This is a genomic window from Plantibacter sp. ME-Dv--P-095, from assembly GCF_030209365.1.
In the GTDB taxonomy this organism is placed as follows: domain Bacteria; phylum Actinomycetota; class Actinomycetes; order Actinomycetales; family Microbacteriaceae; genus Plantibacter.
This window is the reverse complement of record NZ_JARVSB010000007.1, coordinates 145,437-164,147: the sequence shown is the minus strand read 5'-3', so window position 1 is coordinate 164,147 and position 18,711 is coordinate 145,437. Positions and strand designations below refer to the sequence as shown.

The window sequence follows — 18,711 nt, the reverse complement described above, 5'->3', positions numbered from 1 at the left end:
ACCGTCGTCGCCTCAGATTAGTGGGCGCGCATCCACGCTTCGATGCCCGACGCGTCGATGGGCAGGGCGTCCGACAGCACCTCGGCACCGGTCGCGGTCACGAGGAGGTCGTCCTCCAGCCGGACCCCGATACCGCGGAGCTCCGGCGGCACCGTCTCGTCGAAGGCGTGGAAGTACAGGCCCGGTTCGACCGTGAGCACCATGCCCGGAGCCATCGACCCGCCCTGATAGGCCTCGTAGGAGGACATCGCGCAGTCGTGGACGTCGAGCCCGAGGTGGTGTCCGATGCCGCACACGAGGTACCGGCGATGCTGCTGGCCGGTCGCACTCAGCGCCTCGTCGACGGACACCGGGAGCAGCCCCCAGTCGTGGAGGCCCTGCGCGATGACCTCCATGGCCGCGTGGTGGAAGTCGGTGAAGTCACGCCCTGGCCGCACCGCCGCCATGCCGGCCCGGTGAGACGCCTCGACGAGGTCGTGCACGCTGCGCTGTTCCGGGCTGAACGTCCCGGACACCGGGAAGGTGCGGGTCACGTCCGCCGTGTAGAAGGCCCGCGTCTCCACGCCCATGTCGAGCAGGATCGCGTCCTCCTCCCGGACGGGGCCGTCGCAGCGCACCCAGTGCAGGGTCGGTGCGTGGGCGCCGCTGCCGACGATGGTGGAGTACCCGGGTCCGTTCCCGGTCGTCCGGGCGTGGCGGCCGAAGGTGCCCTGCAGCCACCGTTCCCCGCCGCCCGCCACCGCGGTGGGCAGCTCACGGATCACCGCGGAGAACCCGCCGACCGTCGCGTCCACGGCCCGGCGCAGCTCGGCGATCTCCCACTCGTCCTTGATCATCCGGAGCTCGGACAGGACGCGACCGAGTTCCGGCGAGAGGGTCAGCAGCGCGAGCGCCTCGTGCCGCGACGTCAGACTCCCCGCGAGGAGCGGCCGCTCGGCACCGCGGAGGGCGTCCGGGAGAGCCGACAGCAGCTCGACCCGCAGGTCGAGGACGGCCGACCAGTCGGACGGCCCCGGGGCGGACCCGACCCACAGCTCACCGTGGTTGGCGTCGGCGAAGAAGCCCGTCTCGCCCGGGTGCGCCGGAGCGGGGATGTAGAGCGTCGCATCGTGCCCGGAACCGCTCGGTCGCAGGACCACGACGGCGTCCTCCGCAGAGCACCCCGTTGCCCAGAAGAAGTCGCTGTTCGGCCGGAAGTCGTAGTTCGAGTCGTTGGCGCGGACGGGGGCCCTGCCGGACGCGATCACGAGGGTCCGACCGGGGAAGGCTGCGCTCAGCCGCTCCCGATGCGCTGCCGCCGCCGCGGCGATCCCCGGCTCCACCGGGGGCGTGCGGTCGGGCGTGCCCCACCCGGTGCTGAGGAACTCGCGGAACGCGGACACCTCGGTCAGTCGGGGCAGCCGCGGGTCCGGGGTCGCCGGCTTCGGCATCGAGGCGGCCGGCGCCTCAGCGGTCGCCGGGGCGATACCCGCCACCTGCGCGGTCGTGTCGTCGGGGTCGATCATGCGTGCTCCTCGTCATCGCGACGTCCGCCGCGTTCGTCCACCATCGCGAACAGGCGCCGCACCACGGCGGCGTCCTGGATCCCGTCGTGCTCGTACTCGTTCGTCACCCAGGCTGTGGCGCCTCCCACGGCTTCGACCGTCTCCAACTGGAGCTGGGCGTCGACGTACATGTCGTCGTAGTACACGGCCGCGGCGACGGGCACCGTGCTCGCACGCAGGGCGTCGGGGTCGTACAGCGGATCCCAGTCGGACTTGGTGGCCAGGAGCTCGACGGCGTCCCGGAACGGCCGGAGCGCACGGATCTCCTCGAACATCCACGGGTAGACCATCTCGCCCGTGAAGCGGAGCGGTCTGGCCGTCTCGGCGAAGGCGGGGCGGGCATCGCGTTCGGCCTGCGCGGCCCATCCGGTGGCACCGAAGCCCGCCGAGCCGTAGATGCTCTCCTGCAGGGCGATGAACAGGGGGTTGTCGATGTACGAGGTCCTCCCCCACACCTGGGCGAGGAAGGTGTCGCTCAGACGGTCACCGGCGTCGAACGCCTCGTCGAGCAACCAGTGCAGTCGCTCGTACCCCGGCTTCATGCCGAAGTCGATCCCGAGGTTCTGGAAGCGACGGACCGTCAGCCGGTCCCCGTCGGGCAGGAGCACCTCCTCCTCGGCGAGTCGGTCGGCGATCCGGGAGACGGTGTCGACGTCCTGCGGGTAGCGCTCGGCGAACGCCAGGTTCTTCCGCTCCGTGCGCGGGTAGGTGCGTCGATACACCTCGGCGGCGGAGGGCTGGACGCTCGCGAGACCGCCGGTGACGTAGCAGGCCGCCAAGGCCTCGGGGGCACGGGACAGATAGGTGAGGGTCAGGAATCCGCCGTAGCTCTGCCCGAGTGTCGACCATCGACGGCCGCCGAAGACGGTGCGACGCAGGTACTCGGCGTCGTCGACGATCGAGTCCGCCCGGAAGCGCTCGAGGTACGCGGCCTGCTCGGTCGCGTCGCCGATCGCCGCGATGGCCCGACCGTCGATCCTGGCGCTCCGGCCGGTGCCGCGCTGGTCGAGCAGGAGGACGCGATGGGAGCGGAGCGCCTCCGCGATCCAGCCGTCGCGCGACACCGGACGCGGGCCCTTGCCGCCTGGACCGCCCTGGAGGAACACCAGGACGGGCAGCTCCTCGCCGCGCCGGACGGGGTCGACGAGCTCGCGCGCGAACAGCGAGATGGTGCGCCCGTCGTCCGGGTGTCGCCAGTCGAGCGGGACGTCCACGGTGTGGTCGGTGACCGCGATCCCCGGGAGCAGGTACGTGGTGGTGCGGTGGGTCATGCGTCGGTCCTTCCGGCGGCGCCTGTGGACGTCCGCTCCTGTTCGAGCATGGTGGCACGGGCGGCCTCCCAGCTCGGGTCGATCGTGGGCACGGCGGCGAGCAGGGTCTTCGTGTACTCGTCCTGCGGGTCGTCGAAGATCGCTTCGCGGCTCCCCTGTTCCACGACCCGGCCCCGGTGCATCACGGCGACGTCGTGGGCGATCTGCCGCACCACGGCGAGGTCGTGGGCGATGAACAGGTAGCTGAGTCCGCGTTCGGCCTGCAGGTCGCGGAGCAGGTCGATGATGCGCGCCTGCACCGAGACGTCGAGCGCCGAGACCGCCTCGTCGCAGATGACGAGCTTCGGGGAGACGGCGAGCGCGCGGGCGATCCCGATGCGCTGGGCCTGCCCGCCGGAGAACTGCCGGGGGTAGCGCTGGAGGTGGTCGGGGTTGAGGCCGACCCGGTCGAGGAGGTCCCGCACGAGGGCGCGTTTGCCCTGCTTCGGGGTGATGCCCTGGTAGTCGAGTGGCGCCGAGACGATCCGTTCGACCGTGTGCCGCGGGTTCAGCGAGGAGAACGGGTCCTGGAAGACGACCTGCACCTTGGTGCGGAACGCGGCGAGCGCCGACCCTTTGGCCGTGGTGACGTCCTCACCGTCGAAGGTGATGGTGCCGGCGGTCGGCTCGATGAGTTTGGCGATCATGCGGGCGGTCGTGGACTTGCCGCTGCCCGATTCGCCGACGATGCCGAGCGTCTCGCCGGAGCGCACCGAGAACCCGACGTCGTCCACGGCACGGAACCGGGTCGTCCGTGCGCGGATCGCTCCGTCGCCCTTCGTCGTGAAGTCCTTCGTGAGCCCCTCGGCGCGGAGGAGCACCCCGGTGTCGTTCATGCTCGTGCCTCTCCGGTGGTGGTGGTCCTCGCGGGCCGTTCGGTGAACGCGTCGTCGATCCGCGGGAGGGCGTCGAGGAGGGCGCGGGTGTACGGCTCCCTGGGGTGCGAGAAGATCTCCTCCGCACTGCCCGTCTCGACGGGGTCGCCGCCACGCATGACGAGCACGTCGTCGGCGACCTGGCTGACCACCGCGAGGTCGTGGGTGATGAAGATCATCCCGGCGCCGGTCTCCCGTTGCAGCTCCGAGAGCAGCTCGAGGATCTGGGCCTGGACCGTGACGTCGAGCGCGGTCGTCGGCTCGTCGGCGATGAGGAGGTCGGGTTCCAGACACAGCGCCATCGCGATCATGATGCGTTGCCGCATGCCGCCGGAGAACTGGTGCGGGTAGTGGTCGACGCGTCTGGCGGCGTCCGCGATGCGCACCCGTTCGAGCGCGTCGATCGTGACGGCTCTGGCGGCCTTCCGCGACCCCCCGCGGTGGGCGCGGTACGCCTCCTCGATCTGCAGCCCGACCGTGTAGTACGGATTGAGCGAGGAGAGCGGGTCCTGGAAGACCATCGCGATCCGGTCGCCGCGCACGCGACGCATCTCACGGTCGCTCCGCCCGACGAGTTCGTGACCGCTCAGCCGGACGCTGCCGGTCGTCCGGCCACCGCTCGGGAGCAGGCCCATGATGGCGAGCGACGTCATCGACTTGCCGGAGCCGGATTCGCCCACGATGCCGAGCGTCTGCCCGTGTTGGACGGAGAACGACGCCTTCCGCACCACGTCGACGTCGCCGGCCGTGGTGGGGAAGGTGACCGTGAGGTCGTCGACCTCGAGGAGCGACGCCCCGGGGACGGGCAGGGAGATGGTCCTGGTGACGGTGGGGCTCATGCGCTCTTCACTCTCACTCTCGGGTCGAGGACCGTGTACACGACGTCGACCACCACGTTGCCGATGACGACGAAGAACGCCGCCAGCAGGGTGACGCCCATGATCACGGGCTGGTCGTTCTTGGCGATCGAGTCGGCGGCCAACTTGCCGACGCCGTTCAGGCCGAAGACCGTCTCCGTGATGAGCGCACCGCCGAGGAGTCCGGCGAAGTCCATGCCGAACAGGGTGACGACGGGGGTGAGCGCCGGTCGCAGGGCGTGGCGGCGCAGGATGAGCGGCGCCGGCAGGCCCTTCGCGCGGGCGGTCCGCATGAAGTTCTCACCGAGTGTGTCGATGACGTTGGCGCGGACGAGCCTCGCGTACATCGACGCGTAGCCGAGGGCGAGCACGATCCACGGCATCAGGTAGTTCTGGAACCAGCGCACGGGGTCCTCGGCGAAGGGGACCGCCTGCGGGAACGGCAGGATCTGCAGTTGCACCACGAGGACGTACTGCAGCAGGAGCGCGAGGAAGTAGTTCGGCAGGCTGATGCCGGCGAGGGCGACCATCATCGCCCCGCGGTCCCAGCCGGTGCCCTGCTTGACCGCGCTGAGCAGGCCGCCGCTGACGCCGACGAGCAGCCACAGCACCGCGGCGCCGACGGCGACGGTCACGGTCACGGGGAAGCGCGCGACGATCATGTCCATGACCGACTCGTTGGTCTGGAAGCTGAAGCCGAGGCACGGTGCCGCGCAGGACACGGCCGAAGCACCTTCGCCGTAGCTCCGACCCATGACGAGGCCCCGCAGGAACTCGAGGTACTGCTGCCAGAACGGCTGGTCGAGCCCGAGCTGCGCACGGATCTGGTCGATCCGGTCCGGCGTGCAGGTCTTGCCGCAGATCTGCACCGCCGGGTCCGGCGAGAGCAGGAAGAAGATCATGTAGGTGAAGAGGCTGATGAGCAGGAGGATGCCGATCGCCGAGGCGATGCGACGCAGGAGGTAGAGGGTCATGAGGCGGCGTCTCCCGAGTCGAGGGCCTTGCGCAGGTGGTCGCCGAGCACGGTGAACGACAGCACGGTGAGGAACAGGAAGGTACCGGGGATGAGGAAGTACATCGGGTCGACCGCGTACCAGCCGACCGCGCTGGCGATCATCTGGCCCCAGCTCGGTGTGGGCGGGGTGACACCGACGCCGAGGAAGGACAGGCCGGCCTCCGTGCCGATGAAGCCGGGCACGGCGAGCGTGGCCAGGACGATGATGGTGCCGCGGAGGTTCGGCAGGATCTCGCGGAACACGATGCGGATGCCCCCGGCACCCGAGGCGCGCGCCGACTCGACGAACTCGCTCGTCCGCAGCGACATCGCCTGACCGCGCACCACGCGGGCCGTGTACGGCCAGCCGAAGATGCTCAGCACGACGACCAGGAGGACCGGCCGGTTGCCTGCCGGCAGGGCCGACAGGAGCGCGATCATGAAGATGAGCGACGGGAACGCCATGAGGAAGTCCATGACGCGGGAGACGACCTGGTCGACCCACCCGCCGTAGAAGCCGGCGAGCATGCCGAGCACGACGCCGAGCACGGTCGTGACGATCGTCGCCGAGACGGCGATCGACAGCGACACCTGCGCACCGAAGGCGATGCGCGCGAAGATGTCGCGTCCGTTCCCGGGTTCGACCCCGAACCAGTGCTCGCCGGAGATCCCGCCGAGCGCACCGACCGGCACGCCGCCGAGGTCGGAGTCCACCGCCGACTTGTCGAAGGTGTACGGACCCCAGCCGCTGATCGCGGTGATCAGCGGGGCGAGGATCGCGAGCAGCACGACGAGCACGATGAAGGTGACGCTGAGCAGCACCGGGGGGCTCTTGCGGAGGATGGCGATCACCCGCCGCGCGGGGGTGGGCGCACCGGCCGGTGCACCCACCTCCTCGGCGACGGTGGTCAGCTCACTGGGAACGGACGACGACATCTGCGGCTACCGGCCTTCCGACTACTTGCCGGCCGAGGACAGGCCGACGGACACGTAGTCGATACCGCCGGAGTAGCCGGCGTGGGAGTACGCACCCGCGACGTTGGCGCCGACGACCATGACCGTCTTCTCGAAGAGCAGCGGCACGGTCGGGACGAGCTTCTGGATCTGCTCGTCGAGGGCGCCCCAGGCGGCGTTCGCCTCATCGGTGTCGGTCATCGCGCGGATCTCGGCGATGCGCTCGTTGACGGCCGGGTCGTTCAGCTGGGCGATGTTCGAGTTGCCCTTCGGGAAGATCTGCGAGCCGTCGAACAGCGGCGGCAGGAAGGTCGAGCCTGAGGCCCAGTCCGGGCACCAGCCGGTGATGGCGGCGTCGTTCTGCTGCGACGTCGTGCCGATGACCTCGTAGTAGGTCGAGGTGTCGATGAGGTTGAAGTTCACCGTGATGCCCGCCTTCGCGAGCGCCTGCTGCACCGCCTCGGCCTGGGCCTGCATCTTGGGCTGGCTGCGGATGTCGAGGGTGAAGGAGAAGCCGTCGGGGAGGCCCGCCTCGGCGAGGAGTTCCTTGGCCTTCTCCGGGTCACCGGCGTTGTCCTTGCTCGGGTACAGGTCGAAGTCGGTCTGACCGGCGACGGTCGGCGGCAGCATGGTGGTCGCGATGTCCGCGAGCTGCGAACCGCCCGAGGCGTCCTTCACCGACTCGCGGTCGATGGCGTAGGCGATGGCCTGGCGGACGAGCGGGTTGTCCATGTTGGGCTTCGTGGTGTTCAGGCCCATGTACGTGGTGCAGCCCTGGAGGCCGGAGATGGTGCGCGCCTTGAGCGCAGGCGTCTGGATCCGGGAGATGGAGGCCGCCTGCACGGAACCGGCGATCGCGTTCGCGTCGTCACCCTGGCCGGCGATCATGCGCTCGTCGATGGTCGAGGCGTCGAGCCCGAAGGTGAAGTCGAAGCCGTCGGGGTAGGCCTTGCGGACGTCGTCCGTCTTCGCGTCCCACTCGTCGTTGCGGACGAGCTTCAGTTGCGAACCGCGCTCGTAGCTCTCGACCTTGTAGGGGCCGGAGGAGATCGGCATCTTGTCGAGGCTCGTGGTCGTCACCCGCTCGGTGTCGGCCGGGAACGGGACGAAGCTGTTCTGCCCGACGACGCTCGCGAAGTCGGCGAAGGGTTCCTTGAGGGTGAAGACGATGGTCTTGTCGTCCGGCGTCTGGATGGACGGCAGGTCACCGGTGATGTACGGACCCTCGTACGTGTCCGCGCCGGCGATGGTGAGGCGGGCGTAGGGCGAGCCGACGGCGATGGCCGGGTCGAAGGAGCGCTCGACGCCGAACTTGACGTCGGCGCTCGTGATGGGCGTTCCGTCCTCGAACTTGAGGTCGTCCTTGAGCGTGAAGGTCCACTGGAGGCCGTCGTCGCTCACGGTGCCGAGGTCGGTCGCGAGGTCGGGGACCATCTCGGTGCCCTTGGCCCCTTCGCCCGTGGACTGCGTCGTCAACGTGCGGTAGATGAGGCGGTAGAAGTTGTTCACGCCACCGTCGAAGCCCTGGACCGGGTCGAGGTGGGAGAAGTCCGCGTTCAGGAGGACGTCGACGGTGCCACCCTTGACCGGGGTGCTGGAGGGGCCCTCACCCGCCGAGCCCGAGCCCGCGGAGGTACACCCCGCAAGGAGGAGGACGGCCGCCGCCGCGAGGGCGGGGATGGAGAATCGTTGCTTCATGACGCTCTGCTTTCGTGTGGATCGGGCGGATGCCCGCGGATGGAGAGGGTGGAGCGGTGCGAGGGGAACGGGTCGAGGAAGGTCAGCGAGTGCGGAACCACACGCGCATGGCGCCGGGTCCGCGGTTGCCCCACAGGGCGTAGGGGATGAGGGTCGCGGTGGTCTCGCGCATCGGCTCCGCGGGCGGTGGTGTCGCTCCGGCGGGCGTCGAGCCGCCGCCGGTGAGCGCCGGGTAGAGCACGGCCGGTGCCGGGGCGTCCGCCATGGCCGGGAGGAGGAGCGCGACGGCGTCGATGCGCTCGGTCTCGAGGATGCGGCGGTGCTCGACCACAGCGCGATCGGCGTCCGCCGGTGAGAGGCGGAGCAGGTCGAGGTCGGTCGTGCCGTCCTCCTGCTCGGCGCAGTAGACGACCGGTCCGCGCGCGAACGCCAGTGATCCGCGGAGGGCGTCGACCGAGGGGTGCGCGCCGTGCGCCCGGACCGGCATCGGGAGGTCGAGTTCGACCCGCTCCCCCGCCGTCCATCGGCGGGTGAGGCGGATCCAGCCGTCGACCGGTCGGGCGTCCACGGACTCACCGGCGACACGGACGGTGGCGTCCGTCGCCCAGCCGGGCACCCGCAGGGCGAGCTCGACCTCGGCGGCGTCGGCGGCGTCGACCGTGACGACGACCGAGCCGTCCCACGGGTAGGCGGTGTCGACCGTGCAGCTGAAGCGCTCGGTCTCGACGGTCGCCGCGGTGTACTGGGCGAGCTCGATCCCCACCGGGGTGACCACGGCGAGGTGGTCCTGGAGCTCGGCGGTCCAGCGCACGATGTTCGGCGGGCAGCACGGGCAGCCGAACCAGCTGCGACGGAGCAGTCCGCCGTCGGGCTCCGCCCCGGAACGCTGGAGGTGGTCGGGGCGGCGCTGCAGCGGGTTGTCGTAGAAGAACGCGGTGCCGTCGGCCGAGAGTCCGGCGGCGTAGGCGTTGTAGAGGACGGTCTCGAAGGTGTCGAGCACGGCTGCCGAACCCGTCGCGAGGTACATCCGCCAGGACCACTGCATGACCGCGATGGCGGCGCAGGTCTCGCTGTACGAGCGCTCGGAGGGGAGCTCGTACCGGTCGCCGATCGCCTCGTCGGAGTGGCGACTCCCGAGCCCGCCGGTGAAGTAGAGCTTCGTCTCGACCATGTCGTCCCAGAGACGCTGCAGGGCTGCGAGGAGGCCGTCGTCGCCCTGTTCGAGCGCGACGTCCGCGGCACCGGCGGCCAGATAGGCCATCCGGACGGCGTGGCCGGTCACGGAGTCCAGCTCGCGGAGCGGCGCCGAATCCTGGAAGTACTCCGCCGGGAAGACCCGGAGTTCGACGGTGCCGTGGCCGCGACGGTCCACGAAGGCGGACGCCAGCTCGAGGTAGGACCGCTCGCCCGTCTCACGGAACAGCTCGACGAGCGCCATCTCCACCTCGGGGTGCCCGCACACCTGTGGGTCGCCGTCCGGTCCGAACCGTCGGACGGCGAGATCGGCGAACGCCCGCGCGACGTCCAACAGACGCCCGTCGCCGAGCCTCCGCTGTGCGGCCACGGCTGCCTGGATGAGGTGGCCGAGGTTGTACAGCTCGTGCCCCCACGCCAGGTCCTCCCACGGCTCCTTGTCGATCTCGGGCGCCTGGAAGTAGGAGTTCAGGTAGCCGTCCTCCCGCTGGGCGGCCTGGATGACGCCGACGGCCTCCTCGTAGAAGTCGCGGACCGTTCGGGTGACGTCGTCCTCGGCGTCGTCTGCTGCGAGCAGGTAGGCGAGCCCCTCGAGGGTCTTGAACACGTCGGTGTCGAGGAACGGGTAGCGGCCCCGGAAGGCACCCGTCGCGTCCTCGGGATCGGCGACCCTGGCGAGGTTGTCGAGGTTGCCGGCGAGTCGGAGCTGCTCGATCGCGTGCGGCGCGGTCGCCCGGCGGTTCCGCCGCTGCCACGCGCCGAGTTCACCCTCGCCCAACCGGACCCGTCCGGCGGCCACGGGAACACGGTGTCCGGCGACGGGGTGGACGGCACCTGCCTCGCGATCCGCGCGCACGGCGGCGCTCGCTGTTCGGGCGTCTTCATCGAAGCTCATGGGCGACAGGCCTTTCTGTACCGTGTGACACAGTACACCGATACCGGTTTGTGGTGGGTGACACATTACTCACCCGCTCCGGCGGACTGTCAAGCGCCGACGACCGATCCCAGGAGATGGAAACACCGCCGTAACGCAGGCCACTCAGCGAGTGCGGAGCCTCATGCGCTAGGGTTGAGCCACTTGCGTTCGATCGCACCATCCGGTGCGGGGTTCGCTTGCGTCGTAGAACGCTCCCTCTCTCCCCTACATGACATCCCAGCGGTGCATGCCAGGGTCGATGACACTTCATACGGCGAACGGATGCGCGACCCTGCGCCTTCGCCACCTCCCACCAGCGACGACGCCGACGGAAGCACGCCGTATCACCCATGCGAGAACTCGTGTGAGCGATGCAGCCCGTGAGGAATCACGACGGCCGTGCCCGCCACTGCAGCACTTGTGCGCCCGGCAGCCGTCATCGAAGCTCGTGGCCGTGCCTGAAAGAGACACACACCCATGACCGAAGCAGCCCCCATCACCTTCGACGCCCTCGGCGTCCCGGCACCACTCGTCGCCTCCCTCGCGAAGGACGGCAAGACGAGCGCGTTCCCCATCCAGATCGACACGCTCCCCGACACCCTCGGCGGACGCGACGTCCTCGGCCGCGGCAAGACCGGCTCCGGCAAGACCCTCGCGTTCAGCATCCCGATGGTCGCCCGGCTCGGCGGCGCACTCGCCGGCGGCAAGCGCCGCCCGGGTCGCCCGCTCGGCCTGGTCCTCGCGCCGACGCGTGAGCTCGCCACCCAGATCGCGGCGGTCATGCAGCCGCTCGCCGACGCCTACTCCCTGAAGACCACGACGATCTTCGGCGGCGTCTCGCAGAAGCGTCAGGAAGAGGCCCTCCGCGCCGGCGTCGACATCGTCATCGCCTGCCCCGGTCGCCTCGAGGACCTCATGAAGCAGGGCTTCGTGAACCTCGACGCCGTGGAGATCACCGTCCTCGACGAGGCCGACCACATGGCCGACCTCGGCTTCCTGCCGGTCGTCACGCGCATCCTCGACAAGACGCCTCGCGGCGGACAGCGCCTGCTGTTCTCGGCGACGCTCGACAACGGCGTGGACAAGCTCGTCCGCAAGTTCCTCCAGAACGAGGTGCTCCACTCGGTGGACGAGGCGAACTCGCCCGTCGCCGCGATGACGCACCACGTCTTCACGACCCCCTCGGTGGAGTCGAAGAAGGACCTCATCCAGGCCCTCGCCTCCGGCAGCGGCCGTCGCATCCTCTTCATGCGCACGAAGCACCACGCGAAGAAGCTCGCGAAGCAGCTCACCGACTCCGGCATCCCCGCCGTCGACCTGCACGGCAACCTCTCGCAGGTGGCCCGCGACCGCAACCTCGCCGCCTTCAGCGCCGGGACCGCCAAGGTCCTCGTCGCCACCGACGTCGCCGCCCGTGGGGTGCACGTCGACGACGTCGAGCTCGTCATCCACGTCGACCCGCCGACCGAGCACAAGGCGTATCTGCACCGTTCGGGCCGTACGGCTCGCGCGGGCAGCGCCGGTGACGTCGTCACCCTCGCGATCCCCGGCCAGATGGACGACCTCAAGAAGCTCCTCCGCAAGGCCGAGATCAACGTCACCCCGCAGGCGGTCACCGCGACCTCGCCGGCGGTCCTCGAGCTCATCGGTGATGTCGCCGCCTACGTGAAGCCCGCGCCGCGCGCGGCCGTGCAGCCGCAGGGTGGTGGCGGCGGTGGTCGCTCGCAGGGCGCCAACGCGCAGCGCAAGCGCGCCGCGCGCGACGGCAACGGCCTCGGCAACGGTCACCGCGACCGCGATGGTGCCCGTGCCGGCGCGAGCCGCGACGGCGCTCCTCGCGAGGGCGGTCAGGGCGGCGGCGGTCGTCGTGGCGGTCGTCCCGCAGGCGGTCAGGGTGGCCAGGGCGGTCAGCGCTCCGGCGCCGGCCGTTCCGGTGGCGCCCGCGCCGGAGCCGGTGCAGCCACCGGTGGCAGCCGGACCCACTACAGCACCGGCTACGCCGCGAACTCGGGCGCTCCGGCGGAGTCCTCGCGTCCGCGCACGAACCGCCGCGCGTCCAGCAGCAACTAGCAGCGACCCGCTCGATCGAAGCGCCGTCCCCCTCCGGGTGGGCGGCGCTTCGCCGTTCCCGCGGCCCCGATTTCGTCGGACGGGTGCTGTCGGGATACGGTTCCACCATGAACGCCACCGCAGTCGTCCGCCCGATCCGAGACGTCGACGCCGAGTCCCTGGGCCGTGTACACGCCACGACCTGGCACGAGACCTACGACCACCTGATCAGCTCCGCCACCCTCGCGAACCTCTCTCCTCGCCGCATGGCCGAGCTGTGGACCCATTGGGCCGCGCAGGGCCCCGAGTACACGCACTTCGCCGCGCTCGTCGACGGCGAGATCGTCGGCTTCTCGGGCTCCGGCCCCGGCCGCGACGACGACATGCCGCGCGAGCGTGAGCTGTACTTCATCTACCTGCTGGACGCCTGGCATGGCACGGGCATCGGGCAGCAGCTCTTCGACGCCGCGATCCCCGACGGCCAGCCCGCCTACCTGTGGGTCGCCGCGGACAACCCGCGCGCGCACCGCTTCTACGAGCGCAACGGGTTCCACGCCGACGGCGCGGCGCGGACCGAGCCGTTCCTCGGCGAGACCATCGACGAGGTCCGCCTCACCCGCTGACCCCGCCCGGTCCCTGGCCCTTGAGCCTGTACCGGTCCCTGAGCCGCCCCTCCCGGTCCCTGAGCTTGTCGAAGGGTTAGCGCAGGCGACCGACGGAGGCGAGGGCCGCGCGCAACAGGGCGCCGCGGCCACCCTCCATCTCGGCGGCGATCGCATCGGAGGACGCCGCCTCGGGCGTCATCCAGGTGAGTTCGAGCGCGTCCTGACGCGGCTCGCACGTCCCCGTCACCGGGACGACGTACGCGAGCGCGACGGCGTGCTGCCGGTCGTCGGAGTACGGCGAGAGCCCGGGGAGCGGGAAGTACTCGGCCACCTGGAACGGCACGGGCGACGCCGGGAGCAGCGGGAACGCCATCGGACCGAGGTCCTTCTCGAGGTGGCGGAAGAGCGCGTCGCGGATGGTCTCCCCGTACATGACGCGACCGGAGACGAGCGTGCGCGTCATCTCGCCGAGGGCGGTGGCGCGCAGCAGCACGCCGACCTCCGTCACGACGCCGAAGCCGTCGACCCGGACGGGCACGGCCTCGACGTAGAGCAGCGGGAGGCGGCGTCGGATCTCCTCGAGTTCGACGTCCGACAGCCAGCCCGGATTGGAATTGCCGGGGAGATCGGGTTCCGGGTTGGGATCTGGGGTGCGAACGCTCATAGCTCCTTCATACCGCATGGAGCCGAACGGCGATCCAGGCGGGCGGCGGTTCGACACGGCGTCCCCGGTGGACGCCGCGATCATAGGGGCCCCGCCCAGCGGACGCGATGCCGGTCACGGTGTCGGTGGTGTGCTGGATGATGGAACCCATGACCGAGGTGCTCGAGCGCTTCTCCCCCGCCACGCGCGACTGGTTCGAGGGGGCGTTCGTCGCGCCCACGCCGGCTCAGGCCGGCGCGTGGGAAGCGATCTCGCGCGGGGCGAACGCGCTCGTCGTCGCGCCGACCGGGTCGGGCAAGACCCTGTCGGCCTTCCTGTGGTCGATCGACCGCCTGCTGTCCGAGGCGATCGCGGAACACGGGGCGAAGCGGCGGACGGGCGTGCCGCTCAGCGGGCTCGAGGCCGACGAGGCGGAGGCGGCCGAGGCCCAGCGAGAGCGCTCGCGCGGCACCCGCGTGCTCTACATCTCCCCACTGAAGGCGCTCGGGGTCGACGTCGAGCGCAACCTCCGCACCCCGCTCGTGGGCATCGCCCAGGCGGCACGACGTCTCGGCACCGAACCGCCGACGATCAGCGTCGGCGTCCGCTCCGGCGACACCCCGTCGGCCGACCGCCGGGCCATGGCCAAAGAGCCACCCGACATCCTCATCACCACACCCGAGTCCCTGTTCCTCATGCTGACGAGCGCGGCCCGGGAGACCCTCCGCACGGTCGACACCGTCATCATCGACGAGATCCACGCCGTCGCCTCGACGAAGCGCGGCGCACACCTCGCGGTCTCGCTGGAGCGGCTCGACGCCATGCTCGACAAGCCCGTCCAGCGCATCGGGCTCTCGGCCACCGTGCGCCCGGCCGAGGAGGTCGCACGGTTCCTCGGCGGCCGGGCACCCGTGGAGATCGTCTCGCCGCCGGCGGCGAAGACCTTCGACCTCCGGGTCGTGGTCCCCGTCGACGACATGACCGATCCCGACGCCGGCATGCGGACACCGGGCGAGGCCGACGACGACGGCAGTGGCGGCGGCTTCACGGGCTACACCCCGAACAGCGACGGCGGCGGCGAGGACCGCGTCGGCAGCATCTGGCCGCACGTCGAGGAGGCCATCGTCGACCGCGTGCTCGCCCACCGCTCCACGATCGTCTTCGCCAACTCACGGCGGCTCGCCGAGCGCCTCACCGCCCGACTCAACGAGATCAACGAGGCCCGGCTCAGCGAGAGCGCCCTCGTGACGCCGGGTGCCGGACGCCCACCCGCCCAGCTCATGGCGCAGAGCGGACAGACCCGCGGCTCGGCGAGCGTCGCGGCCGCAGCGGCCCGCCCCACCGCGGAGGAGAGCGACGACGACATCCCGCTGCTCGCCCGAGCCCACCACGGCTCCGTCTCGAAGGAGCAGCGCGCCGGCATCGAGGAGGACCTCAAGTCAGGTCGGCTGCGCTGCGTCGTCGCGACGTCGAGTCTCGAACTCGGCATCGACATGGGCGAGGTCGACCTCGTCATCCAGGTGGAGTCCCCGCCGAGCGTCGCCAGCGGCCTGCAGCGGGTCGGTCGAGCCGGCCACCAGGTGGGCGAGGTCTCCCGAGGCGTCCTGTTCCCGAAGCACCGGGCCGACCTCATCAGCACCACGGTCGCGACCGAGCGGATGGAGGCCGGGCTCATCGAGGCGATCGAGGTCCCCTCGAACCCGCTCGACATCCTCGCGCAGCAGACGGTCGCGGCGGTCGCGCTCGACGAGCTCGGGGTGGAGGACTGGTTCGAGACCGTCAAGCGCAGCGCTCCGTTCGCCTCCCTGCCCCGCTCGGCTTTCGAAGCGACGCTCGACCTCCTGGCCGGACGCTACCCCTCCGACGCCTTCGCCGAACTGCGCCCGCGCATCGTCTGGGATCGCGACGCCGGGGTCCTGACAGGTCGACCGGGAGCCCAGCGCCTCGCGGTCACGAGCGGTGGCACCATCCCCGACCGCGGACTCTTCGGCGTCTTCATGGTGGGCGAGGGCGGCCCTGGTGCCCGGGTCGGAGAGCTCGACGAGGAGATGGTCTACGAGTCCCGCGTCGGCGACGTCTTCGCCCTCGGTGCGACGAGCTGGCGCATCCAGGAGATCACCCACGACCGCGTGCTCGTGACCCCGGCGTTCGGCCAGCCGGGGCGGCTCCCGTTCTGGAAGGGTGACGGCATCGGACGCCCGGCCGAGCTGGGTCGTGCCATCGGCGCCTTCGTCCGCGAGCTCGACACCACGGGAACCGGCTCGACCCCGCGCCTGGAGGCGGCCGGACTCGACGAACGGGCCATCAGCAACCTCGTCGCCTACGTCCGCGAACAGCGCGAGGCGACGGGCGTCGTCCCGAACGACACGACCCTCGTCGTCGAGCGCTCGCGCGACGAACTCGGCGACTGGCGCGTCATCCTCCACTCCCCCTACGGGTTGCGCGTGCACGCACCGTGGGCGCTCGCGGTCGGCGCACGCGTGCAGGAGCGGCTCGGCGTCGACGGCTCCGCGGTGGCGAGCGACGACGGCATCATCGTGCGGCTTCCCGACACCGAGAGCGAGCCGCCGGGAGCCGAACTCTTCGTCTTCGAGCCGGAGGAGCTCGACGCCCTCGTGACGCAGGAGGTCGGCGGGTCCGCCCTGTTCGCCTCCCGGTTCCGCGAGTGCGCCGCGCGTGCCCTCCTGCTTCCGAACTACTCGCCGCAGAAGCGCTCGCCCCTCTGGCAGCAACGCCAACGGTCGGCCCAACTCCTCGAGGTCGCGAAGCAGTACCCGACGTTCCCGATCATCCTCGAGACGCTGCGCGAGTGCCTGCAGGACGTCTACGACCTCCCGGCCCTCGACCAGCTCGCGCGCGAGCTGCAGTCACGCGCGATCCGCATCGTCGAGACCACGACCGATCAGCCGTCGCCCTACGCCCGGTCCCTGCTCTTCGGCTACGTCGGCGCGTTCATGTACGAGGGCGACAGCCCGCTCGCCGAGCGGCGTGCGGCGGCACTCGCGGTCGACAGCACGATGCTCGGTGAACTCCTCGGCCGCGTGGAGCTCCGGGAGCTCCTCGACCCCGGCGTCATCGAGCAGACCGCGCTCGAACTGCAACGTCTCGACCCCGAGCGACGACTCAAGGGGGTCGAGGGGGTCGCGGATGCGCTGCGGATGCTCGGTCCGCTCACCGTGGATGAGATCGCCGCCCGCACGACCTTCGACGGGGTCGCCGTGTCCGCCGACGGCGAGGCGAGCCGCGGTGACGACCCGGACGCCTGGGTCCCCGACCCGGTGCGCTCCGCCGCAGCCGTCGCCGAGCTCGAACGCACGAAGCGCGTCATCCGTGTCCCGATCGCCGGGGAGGAACGCTTCGCCGCCATCGAGGACGCGGGCCGTCTCCGCGACGCCCTCGGGACGCCTTTGCCGATCGGTGTTCCGGTGGCGTTCACCGAGCCGGTCACGGATCCACTCGGCGACCTCCTCGCCCGGTACGCCCGCACCCACGGCCCGTTCACGACCGGGCAGGCCGCCAGGCGGTTCGGGCTCGGCACGGCCGTGGTCCAGCACACCCTCGCGCGCCTCGCCGACGCCGGACGCGTGGTCAAGGGCGAGTTCCTCCCCGCCGGCCGGCAGCAGTCGGGCGACGACGCCGACCGCGGCCCGACCGACGCCACCGAGTGGTGCGACGCCGGCGTCCTCCGCAAGCTGCGCATCCGCTCGCTCGCCGCGCTCCGCCACGAGGTCGAGCCCGTCGAGCAGCAGGCCTTCGCCCGGTTCCTGCCCGTGTGGCAGCACCTCGGCGGTACGCTCCGCGGGGTCGACGGCGTCGCGACGGTCATCGACCAGCTCGCCGGGGCACCCGTCCCGGCCTCGGCCTGGGAGTCGCTCATCCTGCCCTCACGGGTCGCCGACTACAGCCCGGCCATGCTCGACGAACTCACCGCGACGGGCGAGGTCGTCTGGTCGGGCAGCGGCTCCATCCCCGGCAACGACGGCTGGGTCGCCCTCCACCTCGCCGACACGGCGCCGCTCACGCTGCCGCTGACCCCCACCCCGCACACGCCCGACGCCCTGCAGACGGAGTTGCTCGCGACCCTCGGCGGGGGTGGCGCGTACTTCTTCCGGCAGCTCGCGGAATCGGTCGGGTCGACGGACGACAAGCTCCTCGTCGACGCCCTCTGGGAGCTCGTGTGGGCAGGGCTGGTGACCAACGACACCTTCTCCCCGCTGCGCACCCTCGTCGGGTCCGGAGGCGGCACCTCGGCCCACCGGGTGCAGCGGCAGACCCCGCGCGCGAAGCTGTACCGCGGGCGCAACCTGCAGCGCCCATCGATGTCCACGCGCGCGAGCCAGACCCTCGGCGGCCGATGGTCGATCCTGCCGCTCGCCGAGCAGGACGCCACCATCCGTGCCGTCGCGACCGGCGAGACCCTACTGGAGCGCTACGGCGTCGTCACCCGGGGTTCGGTGGTGGCCGAAGGCGTCGTCGGCGGCTTCGCACTCGCCTACCGGGTGCTGAAGCAGTTCGAGGAGAACGGCCGCTGCCGACGCGGGTACTTCGTGGAGCGACTCGGGGGCGCACAGTTCGCCTCCTCGGGCACGGTCGACCGGCTGCGGAGTTTCATCCGTACCGACGACGACCCACCGCTCGCCGCCGTGACGCTCGCCGCGACCGACCCTGCGAACCCCTATGGTGCCGCACTCGCTTGGCCCAGCCAGGAGGTCACCGGGGTGAAGCACCGGCCGGGGCGGAAGGCCGGCGCGCTCATCGTCCTCGTCGACGGTGCGCCCGTCTACTACCTCGAGCGGGGTGGCAAGACCGCACTGGTGTTCACGGAGGACGTGGACCAGCTCCGCTCGGGTGCACGCTCCCTAGCATCGACGGTGACGGCGGGCCGCATCGAGAAGCTCGGGATCGAACAGGTGAACGGCACCTTCGTCCTCGGCACCCCGACGGGCCACGCCCTGCGGGAGGCCGGGTTCGTCGAGACACCGCGCGGATTGCGGCTCCGGCGTGGTTGAGCCGGGACGGCTGGGTGGTGCCACGGGTTGCGCCGGACGCGGTGCCGGTGGCACCGTAGCCGG

General features: G+C 71.0%; 12 protein-coding genes. 3 read left to right on the top strand and 9 right to left on the bottom strand.

Features of this window, described 5'->3' with window-relative positions:
• Positions 1-17 precede the first annotated feature (17 nt).
• From QRN26_RS10720 to QRN26_RS10685, 8 genes are all read right to left on the bottom strand, one after another.
• Complete coding sequence (locus QRN26_RS10720; protein WP_350223918.1) at positions 18-1,505, bottom strand: aminopeptidase P family protein; 1,488 nt, start codon at positions 1,503-1,505, stop codon at positions 18-20.
• Positions 1,502-2,815, bottom strand: coding sequence for an alpha/beta fold hydrolase (locus QRN26_RS10715; protein WP_285036670.1), 1,314 nt, complete (start codon positions 2,813-2,815; stop codon positions 1,502-1,504). The genes QRN26_RS10720 and QRN26_RS10715 overlap by 4 nt, the downstream gene beginning before the upstream one ends.
• A complete protein-coding gene (locus tag QRN26_RS10710) occupies positions 2,812-3,690 on the bottom strand; it encodes an ABC transporter ATP-binding protein (protein ID WP_056778860.1) in 879 nt (292 codons plus the stop codon). Before QRN26_RS10710 ends, QRN26_RS10715 begins: the two co-directional genes overlap by 4 nt.
• Positions 3,687-4,568 (bottom strand): ABC transporter ATP-binding protein, encoded by an 882-nt coding sequence (locus QRN26_RS10705; RefSeq protein ID WP_056008302.1) that lies wholly within the window; start codon positions 4,566-4,568, stop codon positions 3,687-3,689. The genes QRN26_RS10710 and QRN26_RS10705 overlap by 4 nt, the downstream gene beginning before the upstream one ends.
• Positions 4,565-5,560, bottom strand: a complete 996-nt coding sequence (locus QRN26_RS10700) for an ABC transporter permease (RefSeq protein WP_056008304.1) — start codon at positions 5,558-5,560, stop codon at positions 4,565-4,567. Before QRN26_RS10700 ends, QRN26_RS10705 begins: the two co-directional genes overlap by 4 nt.
• Positions 5,557-6,516 (bottom strand): ABC transporter permease, encoded by a 960-nt coding sequence (locus QRN26_RS10695; protein ID WP_285036665.1) that lies wholly within the window; start codon positions 6,514-6,516, stop codon positions 5,557-5,559. Before QRN26_RS10695 ends, QRN26_RS10700 begins: the two co-directional genes overlap by 4 nt.
• A gap of 21 nt (positions 6,517-6,537) precedes the next feature.
• Positions 6,538-8,232, bottom strand: coding sequence for an ABC transporter substrate-binding protein (locus QRN26_RS10690; RefSeq protein WP_285036663.1), 1,695 nt, complete (start codon positions 8,230-8,232; stop codon positions 6,538-6,540).
• An 82-nt stretch (positions 8,233-8,314) separates the two neighbouring features.
• Positions 8,315-10,321 carry a glycoside hydrolase family 127 protein gene (locus tag QRN26_RS10685; RefSeq protein WP_285036662.1) on the bottom strand — a complete coding sequence of 669 codons (2,007 nt, stop codon included), beginning with the start codon at positions 10,319-10,321 and terminating at the stop codon, positions 8,315-8,317.
• Between the two features lie 498 nt (positions 10,322-10,819).
• Between QRN26_RS10685 and QRN26_RS10680 the strand changes: the two genes are divergently transcribed.
• Positions 10,820-12,412 (top strand): DEAD/DEAH box helicase, encoded by a 1,593-nt coding sequence (locus tag QRN26_RS10680; RefSeq protein WP_194669259.1) that lies wholly within the window; start codon positions 10,820-10,822, stop codon positions 12,410-12,412.
• 107 nt (positions 12,413-12,519) lie between these two features.
• Positions 12,520-13,014, top strand: coding sequence for a GNAT family N-acetyltransferase (locus tag QRN26_RS10675; RefSeq protein WP_285036660.1), 495 nt, complete (start codon positions 12,520-12,522; stop codon positions 13,012-13,014).
• A 76-nt stretch (positions 13,015-13,090) separates the two neighbouring features.
• Here QRN26_RS10675 and QRN26_RS10670 read toward each other — a convergent pair whose 3' ends face one another.
• Positions 13,091-13,660, bottom strand: coding sequence for an NUDIX hydrolase family protein (locus QRN26_RS10670; protein ID WP_056008317.1), 570 nt, complete (start codon positions 13,658-13,660; stop codon positions 13,091-13,093).
• 149 nt (positions 13,661-13,809) lie between these two features.
• Between QRN26_RS10670 and QRN26_RS10665 the strand changes: the two genes are divergently transcribed.
• Positions 13,810-18,648, top strand: coding sequence for an ATP-dependent helicase (locus QRN26_RS10665; protein ID WP_285036655.1), 4,839 nt, complete (start codon positions 13,810-13,812; stop codon positions 18,646-18,648).
• Positions 18,649-18,711 lie beyond the last annotated feature (63 nt).